We start from the raw sequence: 20,860 nt of genomic DNA on the forward strand, positions 1-20,860 counted from the left end.
GGGCTCGTACCAGTCAGCCAATCTTGGTCCTGGTCGACACCTCGCAAAAGGTAGTCGACCAAATCGAAGAGCACGCGAGCATTTCCGGCGCCAGCGGATACATGATTAATCCCTTGTTCAGTCCCGGCACATCTAAAATTTGTGTAACTAATCATCCACGAATTACTGAAGCGCGGCCTCTACAGAACCCAGCCGCAAAGTGGTACCTTCAGGCCCAGGCTGTCGGAGGATGGCGGCAGTCATTTACCCGATTCTGCTCATGGAGACTCGCTCCGCCTCGGTAGCAACCTATAGCCCGAAGGCGACTGCTTAAGTTATCAAAATGTGCCGAGCGATCGACAATAACATCATGGACCATGGGTAGCCCCATCGCTGCCGTATAAAACTATACAGCGTAAGAAGCAGGGCAGAGGTACAGACCCGAGATTGATCCAGCTAACGGGCGTAAATGAACAAGGGCTGTTCACGGACCTGCTCCAGATTCAACTGTGCGACCTCAATCTATCCTTACATCTAAAGAAGCAGCGGTGCGGATGTGGGTCGTTCGAAAAACACTTTCAACCCCGCGTCCCGCAACACTTCAACCACTTGCACTTTCGTCCTCAGTGGCACCTTCAAATCCAGACTCACCAATTGATGCTGGCTTTTTTTACAGGACTGGTAAGGACCACCTGATTCTTGCGCTCACTGGGGCTGGGTACACAGCATGGATATTCACAGCTCGAGGTTTTCGATCAAAAAGCCCACTAAGTCTAGAGGGCTCTCGCTGTCGATCACCTTGTAGATCAAATCGCGTTTACTGCGCGGCAACTTCTTGACCACGCTCTTCGCCGAAACCCTGACGGCTTCGTCGGTCCCATGGATACGTGCCGCGAGCAGCAGCACAAGCGTGGCGTCAGTGAGGTTCATGGCAGCACCCAAAAAATTTACGCGGCAGTGTACCGACTCTTGTCTTTGCCGAGATAGCCCTCCCAACAAAACGATGTTTAGTAGTGTAGATATTCTGATTGCCGCACATAGGGGGGCACAAGCCAAAAAGAACGGGTAAGGGTCGGAAGGGAATGGTGATTCAAGGATAAGAGCTCTATCCGAAAAGGTTAAAAGACTATTGTCCCAGCTATTTCCCGGAGGTCACGATGCTCAATCTATTTCGCCACAAAAGGCAGAAGCCCTCTCCGCCACCGACCGTGAGCGTCGCCGCAAGTTACCTGCCCATCGAGTCTGCCCACAGCCTGTTAGCAGCGGAGCACCACCGCCAGTAGCTAGATCGCATCTGACAGTACACCACCTTCGCCCATGCGCAGTTCATCCAACTCTATTAAAATCCGATCCATCATCACGTAGAAGAAAGCGTTCAGGGAACGCAGCTTCCGAACTCCAGCATTAAGGGCGATGGTGTCCGCTCATTTTGATCTGACCCCGAAATTTTGGACATCAACATTGGGGGGGGGCAGATCATTTTAAGCGGACGCAATAGCCCTTAACGCCAGGACTTCCACCCGCCATTAGCCCATCAGTCTATCGCTGAGAACGGCCTGCTCTGGCAAAATTCGCGGCATGACTTCCTCGCTCAACCTCGACCAAATGTCCCCGGGCCCGATGTGCCGCTCCAGCCCTTGGTCGATGCTCTACGCGAAACAGTGCTTGCTCAAGGCGTGATCCACGCTGACGAAACGCCAGTGCAGATACTCGCACCGGAAGAGAAAAAACCACCAAGCTTGCGTCTAGGCTACTGCACCACTCGTTATTGGGCATTCAAAACGGTGGGTTACAACTTCACCCCAAGCCGTGCGAGCGAACATGCACACAACTATCTTGGTCAGTGGAATGGCAAGCTGGTTTGCGACGATTTCGCCTGCTACAAAACAAGCTTCCGGCAAGGCATCGCCGACATCGATTGCATGGCCCAAGCCCGCCCCAAATTTTTCGATTTACACGCGACGAACAAAAGCCAACCGGCCGAGCATACGCCGCACCCAATTGGCGGGTTGTACGAACCTGAACGGTAAGCACTGGAGATGATCGACGAAGATCGCTGGCGAATACGTCAGGAAAAAGCGGCACCCCATATCGACGCACTGTATACCAATATGTTGGCCCAGCGCGACCTTGTGCCCGAAAGACCGGCTATCGTCAAAGCTATGGATTACAGCCACAAGCGCTGGACGGACCGTTCGTACCGATGCAGCTACCTTTCCCGACTCATGACGACGCTCATAGAAATTCCTGTCGGATGTCGATACTCGACCGTTCGCCAATATTCCGATAGTTCTCACTGAGCCATGCCTCGGCCTCGCGGCGTCCGTTGTCGCGCAGTCCGCAAAGGAAGTCCCAGCCTGCGTTGTACTTGCTGGACACGCTGAGCGCGCACATCGCTGCGTCGGATCGAATGGAGTGGATCAGCATCTCCTTCATCTCACCGCGATCGACTTTGCCTTGCTGGATGAGGTCGGTGACAAAGGCGATGGTGCGCATCTCACGCATCAGCGAAGAGTTGAAGCTGATTTCATTGATGCGATTAAGGATGCTGGCAGCTGTAATAGGCACGCCCGGGCGGACGAGTGGGTTGATGTGGACGATCACCACATCGCGCGTATTGCAGTGGTAGATCAACGGGAAAATGGCCGGGTTTCCCATATAGCCACCATCCCAGTAGTGCTGGCCGTCGATCGTGATCGCCCTGAACAATGTTGGCACACAGGCCGAAGCAAGCACCGCTTCGACGCAGACGTCCTCGTCCGAGAAGATGCGTATCTTCCCCGTCTCTACATTGGTCGCGCACAGATAGAGGTGAAACGGGCATTGCTTTCGCAAGGCGGCGAAATCGACCTGACTCTCCAGCACCTCTCGCAGCGGATTCAGGTTCTGGCGATTGAACTGGTAAGGCGAGAAAATACGAAGCGCCATGTCCGCGAACGCATAAATGGGTGAATGGTCCAGCCCGAAGCTGTGCGTCCCTTTCAACCATGGCGTCCAGCGCAACGGGTTATGACGCTCGGCGGACTGCGCCACGGCGGACCAGAAATCGTGCAGCGCCTGGCGCGCGCCGGCCACGTCACCCTGCAGCATGCCGTAGGCCAACACGACGGCATTCATCGCGCCGGCACTGGTTGCGCTCACTCCTTCAATGGCAAGCCTGCCGTCCTCGAGCAACCGATCGAGCACCCCCCAGGTGAACGCGCCGTGCATCCCGCCGCCCTGCAAAGCCAGCGCGACCAGCTTACGCTCGTCACTACCCCGATGCGCTCCGTTCTTCGTGGTCATTCTTGGACTCCTCGCCGGTGCTGAGCAGCATCAGGCGCTTGGCGCGGTGTTTCGCCCCGTTATACACTTACCGACGACACGCCGATGCTCGATTCAGCACTATGTGTCATCGATCATTTACCCCCCGATGCCCATGCATCGAGCAGCGTCTTGGCTTGTAGCAAATCAACGCTGTCGAAGCCTTCAGTGAAAAAGCTGTAAATGTCGGCCAGCATTTGCCTGGCCGCCGCCTTGTCTCGTGTTTCCCATAGCTGAGCAAGGCTCACTGTGGCTCGTAACTCGAGTGACTTTGCCCCTTGTCGTCGAGCGACCGAGATCGCCTTGTGAAAGCATGCTTGCGCTTGCTGCTGCACGGCAGAACCCTGTCTGTCTGCGCCCGGGCATTGGAGGGTAAGGGTTCCTTTGAGCCGGTACAGCTCTGCCTCGTAAAAGTGCTCGCCTGTTCTGTTCACCATAGCCAACGCGTCGGTCACGGCATCCAGTCCTGCTTGCGGTTTCCCGGCGCGCTCGTGCGCTGCGGCCAGCAGAGCCAGAAAATAAGAGCATCCAAGCTCTGCTCCAGCTGCCTGGTAATTGGCGATACCCTCGGTTATTTGAGCGATTCCCTCGCCAATATTCCCCTGCTCGGCGCGAGCCCAACCTTGGACGATAGTTCCCCATGCCCAATAAAACGGAAATCCTCGTTCGAGTGAAAGCTTGATGGCGGCATCGGCGCACTCTTCGGCTAGTTGTACGTCGTGCCGAAACTGTCCCAGAATCGACGTAGCGGACAGGGTGAAGGCCAAGCTAATTGGGTGAGAGATCTTCTTGTCCAGAGCAAGGGTATCCCGGCTGCGCGTGCTTGCCTGATCGGGGAAACCCAGGTACCAAAGACTCCAGGCCGAAAATGTCAGGACGTAGCCCGGATCCATGCCGTAGGTAATGGCATGTGTGCGATGACGGTCCGGGGAGTAGAGGGCACGCGCTCGCTCCTGGTGTTCATGGGCATCGCGCAGCTTACCTTGGAAAAACAATGTAGCCCCTAGTGCCGCATGGGCATCTACGAGCAAATCCGGATCCTGCGCAACTTGCGCAATATTGAGCAATCGTTCAGCCAGTTCGCATGCAGTTGCGTATTGCGCACGCAACGAGTAGTAAGTCCCCAGCCCAAACAGCGATGGGAAAAGCACTGAGTCGTCACCTACTTGTTGCGCGCATAACGCCAGTGCGCGGGTGTAAGTAGTCGCCACCTCGGGCGCGGCATAGCCTCGAACGGCCATCAAAGCCGGGCCCAACGCAAGTAGCAATGTCAGTTCCTGATGAGCACGCGCGGGCGTGTCGGGCAAATGCTCGAGCAATTCCAGTGCCGCGCCGAGGTGACGCATCGCCTCGATATTGGCAGAATGCTGGAGGGCCTGTTGCCCGGTACGGTGCAGGTATTCCACGGCCTTCGGAACATTGCCGCTCAACCTGTAGTGGTGCGCCAGTTCGCTGCAATAATCTGCAATGCGGGTGGGGAACAGTTCTTCGATGGCCTGCGCCGTGCGTTCATGCAGCGCGTTACGCCGCTCCGTAAGTAGCGAGCTGCCCGCGACCTCCTGGGTCAGCGCATGCTTGAACGAATATTCCACCTCCGGAAATGCGGGCCGCTGGTAAATGAACTCCGCGGCCTCCAATCGGGCCAGCAGATGGAGTAAATGTTCGTCCGTCCAAGCGCCCCATCCATCACAGATGCGCTGGATCAGACTGATTGCAAACTCCTTGCCAATGACGGCGAGTGTCTGCAGTAATTCCTTCTGCGCAACGGGGAGCCGGTCGATACGGGCGGCGAGCACACCCTGCACGGTGGTGGGAATATGCAGTGCGGTCGGAGTTTGCTCAATCCGATAACGGCCGGGTTCGCCGAGCAGCGATTTCTCCTCGACCAGCGTTTGGACCACTTCCTCCATGAAGAAAGGGTTGCCCTCCGTCTTCTCCAGGATGAGCTGTTTGAGGGGGACGAGGGTGAGATCGTCCCCAAGCAGAGCTCCAAGCAGTCCCTGGGCTTCGGCCGGGCCCAGCGGTTCGAGCCGCAACTGGCTGCAATGACCCGCGCGCGTCCACGCAGGCTGATACTCGGGCCGGTAGTTCACGAGAATCAGGATCGGGGCACTCGTCACGCGGCCAATGAGGTACGTGAGAAATGCTTCGGTCTCGCGGTCCAGCCATTGCAGGTCCTCGAACAGCAGTTCGATCGGCTGATCGTGACTCTCGCGCGCCAGAAGCTGGGTAATCGCGTCGAAGATGCGATCGCGCCGGATCTGAGGATCCATTTCCGCGAGCGCCGAATTGCGTTCGCCAATGCCCAGCAGATAGAGCAGGTAGGGCACGAGTTCCTCGAAGCTGCGCTCGAGCGTCAGGGTCTTGCCCATGACCTTTTCCCGGCACCGCCGCTCGTCGTCCAGGGCAGTGATCTGAAAGTAGTTTTTCAGAAGCTCGATGAGCGGAAGATAGGCAAAGGCCTTGCCGTGCGACACCGAGAACGTCTCCAGCACCAGACAGCCGTGCCGCGAGTCTTCCTTGAACTCATGGAACAGCCGCGACTTCCCGACCCCGGCCTCCCCCACCACCTCGACAATCTGCCCATGGCCCGCTTTGGCTTGCTCGAGCGCCTGATGCAACTGGTCCAACTCGATCTGGCGGCCGACAAACCTGGCCAACCCGCGATGCGCCGCCACCTGCAGGCGCGTGCGCAGAGCACCGAGCCCCTGCACCTCGTACACGACGAGCGGATCGGGAATGCCTTTGACCTGGGTGGCCCCTAGCGTCCTGAACTCGAAATAGCCCTCCGCCAGCTTGTGGGTGGACTCGCTTACCAGGATCGTCGATGGTGCAGCGATTCCCTCCATCCGGGATGCAATATGGATCGTGTGCCCGACGGGATCGTAATCGGTGTGCAAATTGTCCGTGCGGATAGAACGTACGACGACCTCTCCGGTATGGATGCCGACACGGATTTGCAGCGGAATGCCTTTTTCCAGACGAATGTGGTCGCCATGCAAGTGTACCGCCTGCTGCATGCGCAATGCCGCATACAGCGCTCGCTGCGGATGGTCTTCATGGGCGATGGGTGCGCCGAACAGCGCAAGGATGCCATCGCCCATCGTTTTGGCCACGTAGCCTTCGTAGTAGTGGATGGCTTCCATCATCAGCGCGACGACGGGTTCGATCAGGCGCTGGGCCTCTTCCGGATCGAGGTCATGGATCAGCGCCGTAGAGCCGGCCATGTCGGCAAACAGCGCCGTGATGGTCTTGCGTTCGCCGGCGGTCTCGCCCCGGGCTTCCATGGCTGCCTGTTCGGCGCGAATGCGTTCGGCAAGGTGGTGGGGCGTGTAATGGATCGGCGCTGGAGAAGGCCCTGAAACAGGCCGCGAGCGCAGTGATGACACAGCAGGCGCATCGGTCAGCGGCGCGCCGCATTCACTGCAGAATCTAGCGCTAAGACCGGCGTCGTGGCCACAGCGCGGACAGCTGCGAGACAGCATGGCGGCGCCGCACGCTTCACAGAAGCTGGCCTCGGAGGGATTCTCGAATCCGCAGTTTGCACAGCGCATACGACCTCCTCCGATGCCTGGTGCCTACTTATTAACATTAGGCGCCGGACCCGCTGGCCGCAAGACGCGACCGGATGTGGCTCTCTTCTTTGGCAAGACGTCGGTCGGAGATGCAAGAGCACCCGATCTGATAACGATGGTTTAGTTTCTGCCTCCACAGAAGCCCGAATACGCCCCGCTGCGAATGCTGACTGGCGAAATTCCTCCAAAAATCCCGGATGGGTTTCTTGTGTATTGCGTGTAACCGGGGGCAAAACTGGGGGGGCTGAGATTTGAGGCTGTATGTATTAGTTGCCAGGCGGTGTCGAGCAACGCGCCCAACAAGCAGTCAGGAATCAGGTGGCGGCAGCAGCGAGCAATGGTTAGGTATGACACCATAGCGAGACAGTATTTGTTGATTGACTGTTCTCAGGCCAATGATTTCGAAGATCAAAGTCTGAAAACATAGTCCTCTCGAAACAACCGAAATAGAGCTAATGGCTCGGTGAAAAAGTTGCCAGAACATGGTATTTCCGCAAATGGCGGAAGTGGTTGCTCATTGCCTGAGCGCTGCGCACTTGGCGTGGTTCACGAGTGCCAGCTTTGGCGTCCCATCGGACTACGTCACATAGTCCTAGCCCTACCTAAGAATCAGTGCCCTCCTATAGCAACGAAGCCATCCCATCACCATGCTGCATATAGTAACAAGGAAAGCTTTTGCTGGTATTTCCCCGAATTTTCTTCTCGCTCACCTATCGCAAGCACGCTCTAGGAAATCGCAACAATGAAATTTAATGTTAGTACTAGACTAGGTTTCGGCTTTGCTTTCATCCTAGCACTATCGACTACGCTAACAGGGCTTAGCACCTTTCAAGTCACCTACATTAAAGACACCCTATCCCGAATTAATGATGTTAACAACATCAAAACCCGCTATGCGATAAATTTTCGTGGCAGCGTGCATGATCGGGCGATTGTTTTGCGCGATATCATGCTAATCACTGATGATCAAAAAATTCCGGTAGAGATCGAAAAAATCAAAAAACTCACGGAAAGTTATTCCGACTCCGCCGAAAAGTTGGATCGACTATTCGCCAGCCGGGACGACATTACTCCAGAGGAGCGCAACGCTCTAGCCAAGATAAAAGATGTCGAAGCGAAAACCTTGCCGCTGGTCACTCAAGCGGTAGAACTGCGCATGAATGGCCAGTCTTCCGAGGCCTTGGATTTGTTGCTCTCGCAAGCCCGCCCTGCGTTCATAGAATGGTTGTATTCAATCAATCAAATGATCGATCTCGAAGAGGGCATGAGCAAACTCGCTGCCAATCAAGCTTATACGGTGGCCAGTGAGTTCAGTCTGTTGATGTGGGGCTTGACCATCGCGCTTATCGTTTTAGGCAGCAGTGTGGCTTGGGCACTGGCTCGTAGCTTCTTGCAGCCATTGAGCCGTGCGCTGGCACTAGCCGAGTCAGTCGCGACCGGCAACCTCACCTCGACACCGGTAATTGAGGGGGAGGATGAGCCAGCGCGTTTGCTCGGTGCGCTAGAGCGCATGCAGCAAAGTTTACGTAACACAATCAAAAACATTTATTCATCCGCCGACCATCTGTCACATACCTCAGAGGACATGAAGAACCTATCCGAGCGAAGTTCAGCAGGGTTGCATCGTCAAACTCAGGAAATTGAGCAGGCAGCAAGCGCGGTGACACAAATGACCATCGCAGTAGAAGAAGTGGCTCGTAATGCGCTTTTAGCCTCACAGGCATCGGAAAACGCCAACAACTCCTCGAAGCAAGGGAGAGAAATGGTGGTAGCGACCGTCAGAGCGATTCAGCAAATGATCGAAGAGGTAAAAAAAACCTCCCTGAAGGTCAGCAAATTGGCTCGAAAAAGCCAGGATATTGGAAAGGTACTGGAGGTCATCCACTCGATTGCCGAGCAAACCAATCTGCTAGCCTTGAACGCTGCGATAGAAGCCGCTCGTGCTGGGAGCGCTGGTCGGGGTTTTGCAGTAGTTGCCGATGAGGTACGAGGTCTGGCTCATCGCACCCAGCAGTCCACTTCGGAAATCGAAGACATGGTCACGGGCATCCGCAGCGATATCGAAGATTCCGTACTTCTGATGAAACGATGCACACAAAAAGCTGATGGCACGCTCGATGTTGCGCGCTCAGCAGGCGGAGCATTGGATGAAATCACCCATGCTATAGAACTAATATCAGAGCGTAATCAGATAATCGCCAGCGTAATGCAGCAGCAAGCAGTGGTAGCTCAGGAGGTGGACCAAAATTTACTGAACATTAGAGATTTCTCCGTCGAGTCACAGGAGGTAGCGGCGCAGTCATTGACGACTACCAAAAAACTCAGCCAGGTGGCCAAGCACTTGCGTGAAATGATGAAGAGCTTCGTTGTCTAGGCCTCGCAACTGATCTACCTGGAACTGTGACGAGACGTAAACGTAAATCACCGCGCCAAGATCTGGCACGATTTGGCTAAATAATTCCTCACAGCTGACTCAGTGCAACCGCTGTTCGATAGCGTGCTGAGGAACAATACTCTGACCCAGCCAGCGAATGCGCAGCCACCTTACCTGAGCCATATACAGACTCACGCCCCCCCGACGAGCACGCTCACCACCTGAAAGGCTGATGCCTTAAACGATCAACTGAGTCATGCCCCCTAAAAGGTGTGAACTCGCTGAATTACGTTCGAGCAAAGAGCACGTGGGCGGGTGATTCCAGAATAGTCAGAAACCGAAGCAACGCAGGGACTTCAGTATGTCGATCCTTCAGGCAGACCAACTGAGGTCGATCCCCGGTATCGCAAAGCCGGCAGGAGCCATTTCCTGATGCCCATGCAAAAAGAAAATAGCTTAAGGACTATAGACTCAGAGGACCGGAGGCGATAGCAATCTCAGGCAAAGTTTGACGAGGTGCATAGCGGCCGCGGACGCAAAAGTTCCAGTTCGCTGCCGAGCCGCTCGCGTAGATGCTATTGATTAGACTTGGGAGTGCAGTAGGCTTTTAAAATCTTCCTCCGGCATAGGTTTTCCATATAACCAACCCTGTGCGCTGTGGCAGCCGTGGAGCTGCAGGAACGCTTGCTGAGAGGAGTTTTCAACTCCCTCAGCTACCAATGCCAAGCGAAGGCTGTGGGCTATGGAAATGACTGCCTTGACCAGTTCGGCGCTATTGCGATTGTATTCGATCTCGTGAATGAACGATCGGTCTATCTTCAAGGTTTCGATGGGAATACGACTCAGATAGCCAAGCGCTGAATAACCGGTACCAAAATCGTCGATGGCAATGGAAACGCCCATGACATTCAATTGTTCAAGGGTTTCATGCACGGCGCTGCTATTTTCCAATAGCAAGCCCTCGGTGATTTCCAGCTCCAACCAGCCTGGCTTACAGCCAGTATCCTGCAGAGTGGCGCGGATAGAGTCGAGTAGATTGTTCATCTGGAACTGCCGAGGCGACAGATTGACGGCCATTTTCAGTGGTGGATAGCGATCGCCACGGTTCCAATCGGAAACAACCCGACAGGCCTGATCCAGAACCCACTCACCAATGCCTACAATCAACCCGGTTTCCTCGGCGATAGGAATGAACTTGTCTGGGGGTACCTGTCCATGTTGAGGATGGTTCCAGCGCAATAGCGCTTCGGCGCCGATCAGTCGTCCGCTCGCCAAGTCGATCTGAGGCTGATAGTGCAGCGTCAACTCGCCATTGCGCTGAGCATGACGCAAGCTGGCTGCCAAGGCCAGGCGCTCTGTGATCTGCTCGGTCAGCCGCGACGTATAGAGTTGTACATTATTCCGCCCGCGCGCCTTCGCGTGATACATGGCCGAATCGGCGTACTGCAAGAGTTCACCGATACTGCCGGCATCTTGGGGGCTACGGGCAATACCAAGACTGCCAGAAACGAAGACTTCCCGGCCCCGGATCCGATAGATCCCAGCAATGGACCGCAAGACTCTTCCGCCCAGATTGTCTAACTCAATTACGTCAGCGAACTGGGGGAAAATCAAGGCGAACTCATCTCCTCCGAGACGCGCCACAGTGTCGATGTCGCGCACTGAACATCGTAAGCGCTGGGCTACTTCCCGCAACAACTCATTGCCAGCCCCATGCCCCAAGGTATCGTTTACCACCTTAAAGTTATCGAGATCGAGAATCGCCACGGCGACCTCGCGACCACTACGCCCAGCTTGGAGCAGCGCTTGCTGCAGACGCTCCTTGAACAGTTCGAGGTTAGGTAGTTCGGTCAGCACATCGTAAAAGGCCAGAGTGTGCAGCCGCTTCTGATAAGTTTTCAGCTCAGTGATGTCCTGGGCAGTGCCTAGCATTTGCAGGGGTGCGCCATCGGCAGTGTATTCAATGCTCATGTGGGAGTGCATATGCAGCAACTGCTCACCTACCGCTATGCAGTATTCTAGCGCCAAGGATGTACTGCGCTCAGAGAATGCTTGGTGGAAACGATCGAGGACCTGTCCACGCTCCTTGATCGTGAGCATGGCGAGAACCTCCTTTTGGGTCGGGGACCAGTTGCGAGGTTTGTCGATCATACGACAGAGTTCCCCTGACAGCCGCAAGGTACCCAGTCGAAAATCCAGCTGCCAATGGCCGAGACGGGCCAGGGTCTCGGCCTGTTCGAGACGCCGTTCGGTTGCCTTGAGAGTGGAAATGTCCCGGGCGATGCTGAGTACGCTGACGACTTGGCCGTGCTGGTCGAACTCGGGCACTGCCTGGATATGCTGAACAATCTGCTCGCCATTTGCCCTAGTCCAAGTAGCCTCCACAGAAGCGGGCTGGGCGCTCTGTAAGATGTTCAGAATGCCTTCGTGATAGCGGGTTACGGCTTCTATCGGCAGCGGACTTCTATAGGTGATGGGGGTCCCGATGACCTCGCTGGTCGACATACCATATAACTGCTCGTAGACGGGGTTGATATAGACACGTAGGCCTTCTTTGTTATAGCGAACGATGACGTCCGGCGAGTTTTCCGCCAGGGTGCGGAATTCCTGTTCTCTGCTCCGCAGTTCTTGCTCGGTGCGGCGCAAATGGGTGATGTCGTGGCCCACGACCAGCACACTGACTACCTCGCCATTGGCCACTCGCTCCGGGACGATCCGGATATGACTGGTAACAAGACTATTGTCCGCACCACACCAAGTCAGTTCGTGTTCCTCGGGCTGACCGCTGCGCAACACCTTCAGCAGTGCTGCTTCATAGAGGAGTATCTCCGGCGTTTTGGTAACGTGGCTGGGTTTCTTGCCAAGTAAGTCTTCCGCGGAGACTCCGGTCATGCGCACGAAAGCGGGATTTGCATAGGTACGCAGGAGATCCCGATCGTACCGAGCGATGGTGTCAGGGGAATGCTCCGCCAGAGTGCGGAATGCAAACTGGTCATTCATCAGTCGTTGCTCATGTAGCTTGATCGCGGTGTTGTCGCGCAGGATGTGCAGAAAGCACACAACGCACTCAGCCTCATTACGCAAAGGGATCAGACTGTGCAGGAAGTAACTGCGGCCCATGACCAGATCGAACTCGTGCTCAGCGTTGAGCGGCGCGCCGGTGGCGATACATAGGTGGCTATCAGAGACTATTTGGCGCGCCATGGCCTCAGGCAGCCATTCATCCAAGTATCGCTCGAGCACTTCAGCTCTGTTCTGACCGAGCAGCGATTCAAATGCCCGATTAATTTCAAGAACGCGTAAGCGGTTGTCTTCGTCGAATTCGTAAAAACCCAGGCAGTCCGCATTATTCTCGAATGTCTCACGATACAGCCGAAAGTAGGTCGCCATGCGCTCGGTGAGCGGAGTACCTTCGAGCGAGCTGAAGAGAGGTAGCTTTTCGTTCATGTCGCCAACTTATTTTTACCGTGAAGAATTCGTCGCACTTTTTGGCGCCGCCTTGAAGAGAAGTGTCGAGCAGCGCGCCAGGGTTTGGCTGTGCATGTTGGGGTTAGGTGACTGACACGCACAATGCCTTCAGATCGCGCTGACCAAAATGGCAACGCATCAAGGCATACTGCGTGCCCGTTAGAAGATGAAATGTTTGACCATGACATTCAGTTCCCCAGCCAAACTCGAGAGTTCGCGGCTGGAGACATGGATCTGATTGGCTCCACTGGCAGCCTGTACAGAAACATCGCGCATGTTGATCAGGTTACTGTCAACCTCGCGGGCGACCTGTGATTGCTGCTCGGTGGCGCTGGCGATGCTCAGATTGCCCTCGGTGATCTGCTTAGTGGCTGCGGTGATTACATTCAACGCGATACCTGCCTCACGGGCAACCGCCAAAGTTTTCTGAGTTTGCTCATTACTGTTTTGCATGGCTCCGAGCGCCTCTTGGCTACCCTTCTGCACAGAGACGATGATTCTTTCAATTTGCTTGGTCGACTCTTGGGACCTTCGAGCCAAGGCTCGCACCTCATCCGCTACGACTGCAAAACCACGACCATTTTCACCAGCCCTGGCCGCCTCGATCGTGGCATTCAAGGCGAGAAGATTAGTCTGTTCGGCAATACCGTTGATTACATCCAGCACAGAGCCGATATCGTTCACCTCACTTGCCAAAGATTGCAAAGCGTGGGCTGTGTATTCGATATTACCGGCTAGGGATTCGATGGCACCTACGGTATGGTCGACTTGCTGTTGGCCTTGGCGGGAACGTTGATCTACAGATTGGGATGCCAGAGATGCCGAGGCTGCATTGTGTGCCACCTCCTCTATCGCCGTGGTGAGTTCGGTGACCGCAGTGGCAGCTTGATCAAGCTCACCGTTTTGTAATTGCAGTCCATGGATGGCACTCTCAACTCCCCGGCGGTGGTCGCCAGACGCTCAGCGGAATTGACGATCTGCCTGACGGTGCCGCGCAGCCCTTCTTGCGTACGCTGTAGTGCTTGCAGTAAGCGGGCAGGTTCGTCCATGCCAAGAATATCGATCGATTGGCTCAGATCGCCCGCAGTAATACTTTCGGTCGCTTTCAAGGCGATGGTGAGTTGCTTGAGCAATCGGAGTATCACCAACGTTGCCAGTGTCGCACCAGCCAGTACGAACACCAGAAGGGATGCAGACATCACGATAAATGCCTTTCGCGCATTGTCGCGCCTCGTCGCCAGTGCCTCAGCCAGAGCGCTCAGAGCTGGTTGTTCGAACGCAAACAGAGCGTCAACGGTTTGAGTATAGGCCGCTATATAGTCAGCCACCGGATAGCTCAATTCGCTGGCTGATATTAGATGTGTGTCCGTCAGATCGAGCGCCCGCTTGATCTCTGTACGCAGCACTGCCAGCGGATCGCGTAATAGAGCATCAAACTGCGGGCTGGCAGCGTTAACCTTGGTGTAGGCACGGTCCAACTTGTCCAAACTGCTCAGGGTTTGAGTAGTCAAGCTACCAAGAACGGCATGTTGCTCGGGCTCGACGCTTCCCCGCGCCAAATACAGTGCTCCAGCGGAGTTCAATTGTCCGAGCAACTCGCTGGTTCGCTGCAACTCAACCAGGGTGCCAGTGATTAGGTAATAGGTTTCAAAGACCGGGTCCAGCGATAACTCGAAGTGATCGAGCAATGAGTCTTCGATTTGAAGATAAGCGGTAATTAATTGAGTATGTAGCGTCAGGCTTTGGGAGCCCTCGACTGCGGCCTTCGAGACTTGGTCTACCAAGTCATGCCATTGGTGCTGCACCTGCTCCCAGGAATCCAGGATACTCGACGGAACCTGAGACTCGCGCAACATACGCTCGGTTTGCTCGAACTCACGCTCCACCTCTGCCTGCTTGCTTTGCCTTGCCCCATTTAAGGCTCGGGCGCTACCCAGCACGGCGGATGAGAGGACGCTATGCTGTTGCGTCAGTTCAACGAGTTTAAGCAATTGCTGTACAGGTCGCACACCGCGAGACTCTTGCTCGGCCTGGCGATTCTCGCTCAAGGCACCCAGCACGTAGAAAGAGGCCGGCGTCGCAATAAGCGCCAGACAGAGAATAGCCAGCAGCAAAAACTTCCCAGGCAAAGATAGACGTTCTAGCATTCTCATATATGGACTCCATTCATAGCCAAGGAATCTGATACTACAAGCTCATCAGTTGTTGTAGCGGCAGCAATCTAATCTCTTAGCGGTAGCCTGCTCGTTCAAACATGCGAAGGCTTATATCGAGAGGCTTGCTTTACGATCGCTTGGGATGACGGACTCAGCAGAAACAAATCATTCGCCGAAAAACCTTGATCGATATCCAGCAATGTAAATGTCAGGTTGCCGACCGTAGCCCTACCGATGGTGAAGTTGTTGCGGACTTCGTTATCGGTGGCCTTGGGCGGCTCAATATTCATCGGAGCAATCTGCAGTACATCGCAAACTGCATCAACCACCACACCCAGCATTTGTCGGTGCCCATCTCTGACGACGTCTAGAATTACAATGCCAGTCCCGAGATTGACTTCGACAGGTGGACAACCGAAATGCATCCCCAAGTCGATTACGGGGACCAGAACATCTTGCAGCCTGATCGCTCGACGAAGCTTCGGCGGCACGCTCGAAGTAGTGGAGAGTTGAGTCGCCTCGACAATACAGCGGATATTGAGGATATTTGCCGCGAACAACTCGTCGTCGATGACAAAAGAGAGATAGTGTTTATTGGATGTTGCTTGGTCAGCAGCCGATATCGGATTGATGATTTTCTCCAGGAGATATTCTCTTTTTTCGAGCAGGTCCGTAGTAAGCTCGGCGAGTCCATTTATCATTTCGGCAAATTCGAACATTTTTTCGTCATGAGTGTGCTCAGGCGCCGCTCCGACTACTGAACCTGACACCAGCGGATAAGGTTGGACATTCGTTTCTTCGCAACTAGCGATCGGCTTGTCGATGCACTCCGTCGCGATACCTGAGGGCAGCGTACGGACGCACGCATGGTAGTAAAAGGCTGCCGCCATACCCAATGTCAGAAGGAAAACAGCTAATGCCAAGTACTGAATGTACAACCCTCCAACGTCCAGCAGGCAAGCAGCACCTAGAGCAGCCTGCAACAGGAAAGCTATCGCTACTCCTGCTGGGGATAAATCGAGGGGAGCGGGTGTTACTTCCAATACGAACCCTCCATCCAATCACCGGACCATTAAACACATATCGACAGCCTTGCTTAAAAAGAAAGCAATGTGCCATTAGTCGCATATGATGCTGCTAATGCGTTATTGCAGACCATCGGGCTATGCTGACTTATAGGTAGGCCTTGGGTAGGAGCTAGATAGGGGATTCCCTAGTGGACGCAGAACCACATAAGGCAATGCCTTGATGGTTATTGGTTGACCGAACCGATGTCCATTTGCGGCGCGTGCAAATAAAAGCTGTTCTTGCCGTTGGCTTTGGCGTGGTACATCGCCATATCCGCATTGCGCACTAGGCTAACAGTGTCTGATGCGTGATCGGGGCACAGGCTGATGCCTAAGCTTGCTCCAATGTTTATTTGATGGTCTTCAATGTTAAAAGGAATGGACAACGCACCGACGATATTCGAGGCAACTCGGCTGACCTGGTCGACGCCGACACCACTCTCCAGAATCACCGCAAATTCATCACCACCGATTCGGCACACCACATCAATACTGCGTAACGTACCGCGCAGTCGCTTGGCGACGAGGGTCAGCAGTGTGTCCCCAGTCTCGTGGCCAAGGGTGTCATTGACGACCTTGAAGTCGTCCAGATCGATGAAAAGTACCGCACAGGACGTTCCGTAATGCATGGCCTCTGCCACCGCAGTCTCGAGTTTTTCCTTGAAGTAATGCCGGTTGTGCAGGCCGGTAACGAGGTCGTAGTAAGCCAACTTGTTGAGTTGCTGCTCAGCCAGCCGGCGCTGTTGCAGTTCGGCATTGGTCCGGGCGTCGTGCCATTCAAGCTGCGCCATCAAGTCATTGAAGCTTCGAGCGAGACGGCCGGCCTCGTCGCTTCCGTACAAGGTTGCCCGCAAGCTAAAGTCGCGCTTGGCGCGTACCTGCTCGGTCAGCTGTACCAGGCTCAGCAAAGGCTGCACGATGCTGGAGGCCATTCGGCGCGAGAATACCAGGGACAAGAATAGTGCCAGCGCAGCCGCGAGCACCCCGAACCCGGTCTGCAACGCCAGGCCGCTGTACAGGGACGCAAGACTCGCCTGCACCGCGACAGTGCCGATGTGCTGGCCGTGAAGCATCACCGGCTCACGCACGAGTAGAGCACTCCAACCGATCCCTTCGGTCTGTGCGTGCTCAATGCCTGCTTCCAAGGCTCCCCGCTGGTAGGTGGCCAGCTCTTGCCCACCAGGCAGCAGGAAGGCCGCCCAGGTGATGTCAGGGATATGCTTCAGGGACGCGAGCGTTTCTTGCGCCTCCTGGGCATCGCGGAACATGATCGCTGCGGCGCCGTTGCTGCCAATCACCATGGCATGGGCTCTCACACCTACTGCCAAAGCGTTACGTTGCACGATCAATTGGTAAGTCAGCAGTGCCACCAGCAGGACAGCCATCATCATGGCGGTCAGCAAAAAACCCGTTTGGGTGAGCTTCTCACGTAGCGACCGATCCTTGAAGGGCACGGTATACATAGGCTTAAGGCCTGTTAGCCACGTAACTGGCGAGTTTTAGCAAGCGGGAGCTGAAATCGAGACTCACCCGCCGCGCAGCTGCCAGATTGACGTCGAAAACGATTCGTGTGCCCTGCCGGCGCATCTCTATCATAATGCCCTGATCGGCAAAGCCAGTTGCGTCCGTGATAGTAAGGACCGGCGTCTCGGCAAGCTGTTGCAGCACGGAGTCGAGAGACCGCCGGCTGTGCTCGTCGATGTAGAGTACCTGGCAGCCGGTTAGCGAGGCGCTGGACATGATCCGCCGTATGGCGATCGGCAGGCCGTTCTGAGCGCGCTTGCCCTCCAGGTGGGTGAGTTCTTCATCCAGGGACGTGCTGCCGAGCACGCAGAGTTGGAAGTCGGCGTCGGGCAAGGAAGGCCACTGGGCGAAAAGAGTGAAGTTATAGAGGTAGGCAACCTTCATCGCACGTTCGTCCACCGCTACGTCGGCTCGTACTAGTTGGCCAGGCAGGTACAAGATGACGAGAATGAACGCGCGGAGGAAGATGGTCTTCATTCGAACCTATATCCCAAACTCAACCACAGGCTACGCTCTCCACGCTCACTCTCGACGTCGAAGAGCGAAGCGTCCTTGTACTGACGGTCAAAGATATTGCGCACCGCGGCGCTGACACTCACACCCAGCAAGACTTCCTCGCTCGTCAGGGTAAGGTCGGCGATCGTGTAGCCGGCAGCGCTCGTTTCGGGCGCTATCAAGCGTCTACCTACGTAGCGAGCGGCAAGGCTCGCTCGCAGATGTTCTCCGAGCAAGGGCACGGAAACCTGCAACTTATTCAGCTGCTGCGGTGAATTGACCAGGTTGCGATCGAGATTGTCTTGTGACCGCTGCCAAGTTTGGCTGGCTCGTAGCTGAACACCTTGCCATTGCCATTGTGCTTCGAGCTCCGCCCCGAGAGTGTCAATCCACTCCAGTGTCGGGTCGGTGAAACGCTGAATGGGGTCTGAAATGCGGTAACGATAGAGGCTGCTCAGCACACGAAAATCACCACTATGATAGTCGGCGACAAATTCGGTGGTGGTGACACGCTCCGACTCGGTGGAGGGGAGTTCGTGAAGAGTCTCCTCGTTGCGGCTTGCGAAACGAGTGGCGGTACCATGGGACAGAGACAGCGTGGTGTCTGCCAGACCGGTATAGATCAGTGCGACCCGAGGGGCGCTCCGCACCACAGTGTCTCTGCTGTTGCGCCGATCAACACGCAGCCCGAGGTTCAGGCTAAAATCGTATGGAAGTGCAATCTCGTCCTGGGCATAGAGGCTAAACGTCTGGGCGGAACCCTGGCTGTACTTCTCTTCGTGTTCGTCGCGGCGTGGGAAGTATCGCCGTATCTGCTGGTCCTGCCGGTAGTCGTTGCGGTATTCGCTACCCAGCACCAAACGGTGGCCCGTGAAGGCTACGCTGCTGACACTCCCCTCAAGATCAAACCATTGCCCGTCGGCCCTTATGTCCTCGGTGAAAAGACGTCCATCGTCGATAGGCTCACGATATGCACTGCGGTATCGATAACTTCCGTGGGAAAGCCGGATAGAAGACCGAAAGCTGCCGTAGTCGGAATCGTTGCCGAGTTTCCAGAAGGAATTTGCGTCGGAAAAATTCCATCTGGCGCCGAGGGGGATAGTCAGCTCTTGCTGACTACGCTCTGCGAACGCGCCTTCCAAGCTCCATGTGCCTTGCGAGCCCTTGACAAACAATCGCTGGCTGTCCAAATCATCACGCAGGACGTCACCGTCGACTTGGATATCGGGAAGATCTGCCTGAGATGTCGAGGCCGAGACCAGCCATTCGGCACCATTTTCCAGCCGCTTGCCCCAACTGCCGCGTGCCGTGCGGTCCTGGTTCGAACCGGTCGTCACCGCCACTTGACCGCCATTCAGGTCACGGCCTCTGAGGGTCACAACGTTAATCACGCCCAGGAAGGCATTATTACCGCGCTTATTATTTCCCCGGAGGGCGTGGCTACGGCCTACCCGGCGAATACGCCGGGCGCGTCATGCTGCGTATCGACGGACAACCGGTCGCCGACAACATTTTCAACCAGATTTACCTCGGTGAGGATGGTTTGCTCGACACCGCGTTGATCGAGCGGGTCGAGTACGCGCCAGGGCCGGGCGCCGCGTTGCGCCGTCGAAACCGATGTTCAAGCCGCGCATATTGTTCAGAATCTCGGCCAGCGTCCGGTAACCGAAGCGACGTATCTCTTCCGCGGTGACCACCGAGACGGCGGATGGCGCGTCGATAAGTTGCTGGGAGAACTGCGACGCACCGACGACTTCGGTTTCGAGCAACTGTTCAAAGGGGACACCCGTCAAATCTTGGGCGGCTACCGCGCGAGACAACAACCAGAAACCCGACGCGCAGAGACATCGACAGATACTTCGCAGGGCATACCGTGTCGGCAGCGAGATGGCGTGGTGTAATGACATGTAGGAGGTATGACTCTCTCGGTCTTGCGCTAAAGTCACTGCGTTCGGACCGATCCAACTTCGAGAGGTCGATATCGGTCGACCTCGCATTCTTGTCCTGACGGGTAGTTTTTTTTACTTCGAGGTCAGCCACCGAACAGCGACGACCTCGAAGGAAGATGATTCCAAATTGCCACCCATTGCAGTGCAAAACCATAAGGACAGACTGATAATGGAGTAAGGAAATCCGCCTTCATGTAGGGTGATGCCGACAACCCGCTCGATCAAAACACAGAATTGTTCGATCCTTGAATTGTGCCAGCTGTTGCGTCAAAGCCCCCGCCTGATCGGGTAGCTGAGCAGACTGCTCGACCAGAGTTCGGATAGCTAAATCATTTTGTTCGGAAATTCTGCTCACGCCCTGAATGACCACAGATATTTGCTCAACCGTCGCGGCTCGGCTCAGGGTCTGACGGACTACCTCGCTGATGCGCAACAGAATGTGCTGCACATGTTGGCGAATCTGATCACCCCCTGCGACCTAAGTCGTCTAGTGAGCTACGCCTTCTCTAACGGCACACCCCCGCCTGCTGGACATTGCTCGCGGTGTTGTGCACATCCAATCCGATCACACCGATCATTTCTCCAATTTCTCCAATTTCTCCAATTTCTCCGGTCGAGCGACTTGTGCGCTCGGCCAGTTGTCGGACTTCATCCGCGACTACCGCGCCCCTCTGCCCTGCTCACCTGCTCGTTCGGCTTCAATCGCGGCATTCAGAGCCAGCAAGCTGGTCTGATCCGCAATACTGCGAATGACCGCAAAAATGGCTGCGATGTCCTGCGATCGCTTCTAAAGAGCCGCCACTTTCTCTGCCACCGCGTCTAAGCATTTACTTACCCCATGCAAAAACGAAATTCCGCTTTCGGAGTAGCGAAGACAGTTAGAAATGATGTCCTATCGAGCACGGCCATGCGCGCCTCGTAGTCTGGTTCCGATCACGTGCAGCGTTTTGGAGTTTGCATTTCACAGGAG

General features: G+C 55.4%; 12 protein-coding genes and 5 pseudogenes. 5 read left to right on the plus strand and 12 right to left on the minus strand.

Going from position 1 to position 20,860, the window contains the following annotated elements; all coding sequences use genetic code 11:
• Positions 1-23: 23 nt before the first annotated feature.
• Positions 24-294, plus strand: a pseudogene (locus N4Q37_RS06450) (LLM class flavin-dependent oxidoreductase); the annotation flags it as partial.
• Positions 295-714: 420 nt separating this feature from the next.
• Here N4Q37_RS06450 and N4Q37_RS06455 read toward each other — a convergent pair.
• Positions 715-909 (minus strand): DUF7740 domain-containing protein, encoded by a 195-nt coding sequence (locus tag N4Q37_RS06455; RefSeq protein WP_260956150.1) that lies wholly within the window; start codon positions 907-909, stop codon positions 715-717.
• Between the two features lie 227 nt (positions 910-1,136).
• Here N4Q37_RS06455 and N4Q37_RS06460 point away from each other — a divergent pair.
• Both N4Q37_RS06460 and N4Q37_RS06465 read left to right on the plus strand, forming a co-directional pair.
• Positions 1,137-1,319: pseudogene (locus N4Q37_RS06460) on the plus strand (MobH family relaxase); the annotation flags it as partial.
• 282 nt (positions 1,320-1,601) lie between these two features.
• Positions 1,602-2,165, plus strand: a pseudogene (locus tag N4Q37_RS06465) (IS66 family transposase); the annotation flags it as partial.
• Between the two features lie 49 nt (positions 2,166-2,214).
• On the opposite strand, the gene N4Q37_RS06470 reads toward N4Q37_RS06465, so the two are convergent.
• Both N4Q37_RS06470 and N4Q37_RS06475 read right to left on the minus strand, forming a co-directional pair.
• A complete protein-coding gene (locus tag N4Q37_RS06470; protein ID WP_260956152.1) occupies positions 2,215-3,264 on the minus strand; it encodes a patatin-like phospholipase family protein in 1,050 nt (349 codons plus the stop codon).
• Positions 3,265-3,377: 113 nt separating this feature from the next.
• Complete coding sequence (locus tag N4Q37_RS06475) at positions 3,378-6,836, minus strand: adenylate/guanylate cyclase domain-containing protein (RefSeq protein ID WP_260956154.1); 3,459 nt, start codon at positions 6,834-6,836, stop codon at positions 3,378-3,380.
• 763 nt (positions 6,837-7,599) lie between these two features.
• On the opposite strand from N4Q37_RS06475, the pseudogene N4Q37_RS27810 reads away from it, so the two are divergent.
• Together N4Q37_RS27810 and N4Q37_RS27815 are read left to right on the plus strand one after the other, a co-directional pair.
• Positions 7,600-8,373, plus strand: a pseudogene (locus tag N4Q37_RS27810) (MCP four helix bundle domain-containing protein); the annotation flags it as partial.
• Between the two features lie 69 nt (positions 8,374-8,442).
• Positions 8,443-9,231, plus strand: coding sequence for a methyl-accepting chemotaxis protein (locus N4Q37_RS27815; protein WP_390897909.1), 789 nt, complete (start codon positions 8,443-8,445; stop codon positions 9,229-9,231).
• A gap of 582 nt (positions 9,232-9,813) precedes the next feature.
• Here the strand turns inward: N4Q37_RS27815 and N4Q37_RS06485 are convergent.
• The 9 genes and pseudogenes from N4Q37_RS06485 to N4Q37_RS06520 all read right to left on the minus strand — a co-directional run.
• Entirely contained in the window at positions 9,814-12,678 is a 2,865-nt protein-coding gene (locus N4Q37_RS06485; RefSeq protein WP_260956157.1) for a bifunctional diguanylate cyclase/phosphodiesterase, read from the minus strand.
• 180 nt (positions 12,679-12,858) lie between these two features.
• Positions 12,859-13,542: a methyl-accepting chemotaxis protein gene (locus N4Q37_RS06490; protein WP_260956159.1), complete on the minus strand. Its 684-nt coding sequence runs from the start codon at positions 13,540-13,542 to the stop codon at positions 12,859-12,861.
• Between the two features lie 5 nt (positions 13,543-13,547).
• Entirely contained in the window at positions 13,548-14,852 is a 1,305-nt protein-coding gene (locus tag N4Q37_RS06495; protein ID WP_260956160.1) for a nitrate- and nitrite sensing domain-containing protein, read from the minus strand.
• Between the two features lie 95 nt (positions 14,853-14,947).
• Positions 14,948-15,898, minus strand: coding sequence for a chemotaxis protein CheW (locus N4Q37_RS06500; RefSeq protein ID WP_260956162.1), 951 nt, complete (start codon positions 15,896-15,898; stop codon positions 14,948-14,950).
• 209 nt (positions 15,899-16,107) lie between these two features.
• Positions 16,108-17,385, minus strand: a complete 1,278-nt coding sequence (locus tag N4Q37_RS06505; protein WP_260956164.1) for a sensor domain-containing diguanylate cyclase — start codon at positions 17,383-17,385, stop codon at positions 16,108-16,110.
• A gap of 4 nt (positions 17,386-17,389) precedes the next feature.
• The gene (locus tag N4Q37_RS06510) at positions 17,390-17,923 is read right to left on the minus strand and encodes a YfiR family protein (protein ID WP_260956166.1); all 534 of its coding nucleotides are present in this window, start codon (positions 17,921-17,923) and stop codon (positions 17,390-17,392) included.
• On the minus strand, positions 17,920-19,284 hold the full coding sequence (locus N4Q37_RS06515; RefSeq protein ID WP_260956167.1) for a TonB-dependent receptor plug domain-containing protein: 1,365 nt from the start codon (positions 19,282-19,284) through the stop codon (positions 17,920-17,922). The genes N4Q37_RS06510 and N4Q37_RS06515 overlap by 4 nt, the downstream gene beginning before the upstream one ends.
• 171 nt (positions 19,285-19,455) lie before the next feature.
• A complete protein-coding gene (locus N4Q37_RS27820; protein WP_390897901.1) occupies positions 19,456-19,938 on the minus strand; it encodes a TonB-dependent receptor plug domain-containing protein in 483 nt (160 codons plus the stop codon).
• A gap of 554 nt (positions 19,939-20,492) precedes the next feature.
• Positions 20,493-20,644: pseudogene (locus N4Q37_RS06520) on the minus strand (methyl-accepting chemotaxis protein); the annotation flags it as partial.
• Positions 20,645-20,860 lie beyond the last annotated feature (216 nt).

The sequence above is a fragment of the Pseudomonas citri genome, from assembly GCF_025336485.1.
Classification (GTDB): domain Bacteria; phylum Pseudomonadota; class Gammaproteobacteria; order Pseudomonadales; family Pseudomonadaceae; genus Aquipseudomonas; species Aquipseudomonas citri.